The organism is Campylobacter concisus (genome assembly GCF_902460875.1).
GTDB classification, from domain to species: Bacteria; Campylobacterota; Campylobacteria; order Campylobacterales; family Campylobacteraceae; genus Campylobacter_A; species Campylobacter_A concisus_AA.
The window spans coordinates 1-3,189 of the sequence record NZ_CABPVR010000008.1 but is presented as its reverse complement, the minus strand read 5'-3'; the positions used below and the strand labels follow the sequence as shown (position 1 = coordinate 3,189).

Genomic DNA, 3,189 nt, shown 5'->3' with positions numbered 1-3,189 from the left:
CTGCGAATTAAAATTTTTTAAAAATAAAGGAAAAGCGTTGGCTATAAAAGAAGATCTAACACAGATAAAACAAGAGATTGGTGCTCAAGAACAGTTTTTAGAAAGCATGATCAAAGGTGAGCGTTTCTTTAGAAAGTATAAAAAATTTATGATAATTGCCATTATCGTTGCCGTCATTGCAATTATTGGATTTTATTCGAACAAAATAATAAATGATAATAGAATTGAAGATGCAAATTTGGCTTACTCAAAGCTCATTTTAAATCCAAACGATGCAAATGCCTTAAGCATTTTAAAAGAAAAAGAACCAAATTTATATGCGCTTTTTTCGCTTCAGCAAAAGCTTGATAAAAATGAGACAGATGGCATTAGCGAGCTTGCAAATTTAAAAATAAATCCTATAGTAAAAGATATCATTCTTTCACAAAATGGTAATGCAGACACTCAAATTTTAAGCGAATATAGCACACTTTTAAAAGGTTTTGAGCTTTTAAAACAAAACAAAATCAAAGAAGCAAATGATGAGTTTAATAAAATTTCACTCGACTCTCAACTTCAAACTTTAGTTAAAAATTTAAAACACTATCAGGGAATAAAATAATGAAAAAAATTACTCTTTTCTTGGCTTTTGCCTTGGCTTTAGTTTTAAGCGGATGTGGCACAAAAAGACAATATTTCGAGCCAGCTCAAACCTCTGGCAAAATTTCTTTGTCAAAAGATATGCCATCTTATATCAAATCAGCAAATGCAAATGGCGCCACTCTTGACAACGGCAATATCATCACCAAAAATGGCCTAAATACAAACATCAAGTTGCCTGAAAATTTTAATTTCTTAAATGAAAACAACGGCTTTATCATTTCAGCTAGTATAAATGGCGATCTAAATGTGACAGATCCTAACGGACGCAGCGTTTATAGCAATAAATTTCCAACAGCTATCGTTGCTGCCTCTCTTGATCAAAACCTATTAGCAGCTATCAGCGCGGCAAACCACATCTATCTAATAGACATAAATACCGCAACAACAATAATGGAATATAGCTCGTCTAATATAGCAGCAGTTGATTCAAGGGTCGTAGCACCATTTTTTATGAGCTCACTGATTGTATATCCGGCATTAGATGGCAAAATTTACATAGTACAAAAAGAGACTGGTAGAATTTTACGTGACGTGGTCGTAAGCTCTGAAAATTTCTTTAATAACATCATATTTTTAGGCGTTGAGGGCGATAACCTAATAGCGGCAACAGCAAAAAAACTAATCGTTATAAATCCAAACCAGACAGTTTATTATGACGGTGAGATCAAAGATGTATTAGTTAATAACGATGAAATTTATATCTTTAAAAAAGATGGTACGATCGTAAGAACAAATCTTATGTTAAAAGAGCAAAATAAAGTTAATTTCAAATTTGCTATCTTCTCAGCGGCTACTATCATCAACAATAAGCTCTATGTCATCGAAAAAACAGGCTATGTTATAAAGACAAATTTAGACCTCAGTGGCGCTGAAATTTATGAGTTTAGCGATGAGATAAAAGATAAAAGTTTTATGGGCAATGGTGCCTTTTATTATGATAATGAGCTTGTTAATTTAGGACAATGAACAAAACAATTTGGGAGCTTTTTGAAGCCAAAAAAATCCTTTTAAAAGATATCAAAGCACTTAATACAAGTGAATTTAGCACAAAAAAGACGCTTGATATCTTTTGGGGAGTGGACAATAAGAGCTTTTACAATCTTGTCTTTTTAAGAAAAGCAAAAAGTAGATTGCTACGTAAAGAGGCTTTGGAGCTTGAAGAAATTTCTAAAAAAATAGAGATAAAATTCCAAACAAATCTAAGAAAAAAAACTATATTTTACAGCTCTGGCATTTGTTCTAAAGCCTTAAAAGAACTACAAGACAATAATTGGCGATGTTATGATTTTGTGTAATATAGGCAATACTAACGCTACATTTTTAGAAGATGGTAAAATCTCACGTATGAAAATTTCTGAGTTTAAAAGCTATAAACCAGAAAAAAAAGTATATTTTATATCCGTAAATGATGAAATTTTGAATCTTTTAAAAGATAACAAGATGTTTGTAAATTTAGAGTCATTTTTTACTATAGATACGATATATCAAGGTCTAGGCGTAGATAGAATCGCAGCATGTTACTCTATAAATAATGGCGTAATCGTTGATGCTGGAAGTGCGATAACGGTTGACATTATGGCAAACTCTATCCATCTTGGAGGATATATCTTGCCAGGCATTTCAAGTATGCTAAATGCCTATAAAAGCATCTCGCCACGACTTGACATCACTATAAATTCACAAATTGACATAGATGCTCTACCACAAAAAACATCTGATGCTGTAAGTTATGGCATTATTAAACCAATAATAACTCTACTAGATAAACTAGCCGGTGACAAAAAAGTCTATTTTACTGGTGGAGATGGCGACTTTTTGTCCAAATTTTTTAAAAATGCTATTTGTGACAAGATGCTAGTTTTTCGTGCCATGCAAAAGCTAATAACCGAAAAGAAAGATATGATAATATGATAACAGTAGCACTACCAAAGGGAAGAATAGCCGAGGCAACACTAGAAATTTTTAGAAAAATTTTTGGCTTAAGTTTTTTATTTGAAGATAGAAAACTAATCCTTGAAGAAGGAAATTTTAGATTTTTAATGGTTCGCAACCAAGATATCCCAACTTATGTCACTGAAGGTGCAGCAGATATTGGTGTGGTGGGACTTGACGTACTTGAAGAGCATAAGCCAAATGTTGTAAGGTTGCTAGATTTGAAAATCGGGCAATGCAAAGTTTGCATCGGTATAAAAAATGACTCTGAATTAGATCTAAACCAGCCAGAGCTAAAAATAGCCACAAAAATGCCAAATATAACAAGAAATTATTTTACAAAACAAGCTGTAGCTGTAAAGATCATCAAGCTTTATGGCTCGATCGAACTTGCACCATTGGTTGGGTTAAGCGATGCGATAGTTGATGTAGTAGAGACTGGCTCAACCATGAAACAAAATGGGCTAAAGATCGCTGGTAATATCATGCAAAGCTCAGCTTATCTAATAGCAAATAAAAATAGCTTTATCATTAAAAAAGATGATATTTTAGAGCTTTATAAAAAAATTAAAGAAGAAATTTAAAGCTCTTCTCTCTTATCATAAAGTACAAAAA

General features: G+C 32.4%; 5 protein-coding genes. All 5 read left to right on the top strand.

Annotated features, from left to right (window positions below; translation table 11 throughout):
• The first annotated feature begins 37 nt into the window (after positions 1 to 37).
• The 5 genes from F3H01_RS05705 to hisG are packed head-to-tail and all read left to right on the top strand — an operon-like array spanning position 38 to position 3,158.
• The gene (locus tag F3H01_RS05705; RefSeq protein ID WP_149725144.1) at positions 38 to 601 is read left to right on the top strand and encodes a hypothetical protein; all 564 of its coding nucleotides are present in this window, start codon (positions 38 to 40) and stop codon (positions 599 to 601) included.
• Positions 601 to 1,608 (top strand): L-seryl-tRNA selenium transferase, encoded by a 1,008-nt coding sequence (locus tag F3H01_RS05700; protein WP_149725143.1) that lies wholly within the window; start codon positions 601 to 603, stop codon positions 1,606 to 1,608. Before F3H01_RS05705 ends, F3H01_RS05700 begins: the two co-directional genes overlap by 1 nt.
• Positions 1,605 to 1,937, top strand: a complete 333-nt coding sequence (locus F3H01_RS05695) for a hypothetical protein (protein WP_149725142.1) — start codon at positions 1,605 to 1,607, stop codon at positions 1,935 to 1,937. Before F3H01_RS05700 ends, F3H01_RS05695 begins: the two co-directional genes overlap by 4 nt.
• On the top strand, positions 1,924 to 2,553 hold the full coding sequence (locus F3H01_RS05690) for a type III pantothenate kinase (RefSeq protein WP_149725141.1): 630 nt from the start codon (positions 1,924 to 1,926) through the stop codon (positions 2,551 to 2,553). Before F3H01_RS05695 ends, F3H01_RS05690 begins: the two co-directional genes overlap by 14 nt.
• Entirely contained in the window at positions 2,550 to 3,158 is a 609-nt protein-coding gene (hisG, locus tag F3H01_RS05685; RefSeq protein WP_149725140.1) for an ATP phosphoribosyltransferase, read from the top strand. Before F3H01_RS05690 ends, hisG begins: the two co-directional genes overlap by 4 nt.
• Positions 3,159 to 3,189 lie beyond the last annotated feature (31 nt).